Here is a 424-nt window from a genome sequence, read left to right as displayed (position 1 = left end):
ACAAAGAAGAGACCACGGCCGATCGAGCGGTCGGGAGGAAAACAGGCGGTTTTACGGCTTTTTCAACCCCATGCACCGGCATGCGGCCTGTTCCTCCATATCAGTCTTTTCTCTAGCATTCGATTGGGTCGAGGTGAAGATCATGAGTTTCAAAATCGCTATCATCGGTGCGGGCAGCGTCGGTTTCACCAAGAAGCTGTTCACCGACATTTTGTGCGTTCCGGAGTTCCGCGACGTCGAATTCGCGTTGACCGATCTCAGCGAACATAACCTCGAGATGATCAAGGCGATCCTCGACCGGGTCGTCGAGGCAAACGGTCTGCCGACCAAGGTGACGGCGACGACCGACCGGCGCAAGGCGCTGGAAGGCGCGCGTTATATCATCAGCTGCGTCCGGGTCGGCGGGCTCGAAGCCTATGCCGAC

At 57.5% G+C, this 424-nt stretch carries 1 protein-coding gene; it reads left to right on the top strand.

Annotated elements, in window-relative coordinates:
* Positions 1 to 142 precede the first annotated feature (142 nt).
* Positions 143 to 424, top strand: a 282-nt coding sequence (locus tag AC5ZG1_RS44470; RefSeq protein WP_496136580.1) for a family 4 glycosyl hydrolase, incomplete at its 3' end; no start/stop codon positions are given.

It is taken from the genome of Bradyrhizobium sp. Leo78, assembly GCF_059512425.1.
The sequence above is the reverse complement of the archived record's forward strand: the minus strand, read 5'-3'. Positions and strand labels throughout refer to the sequence as shown.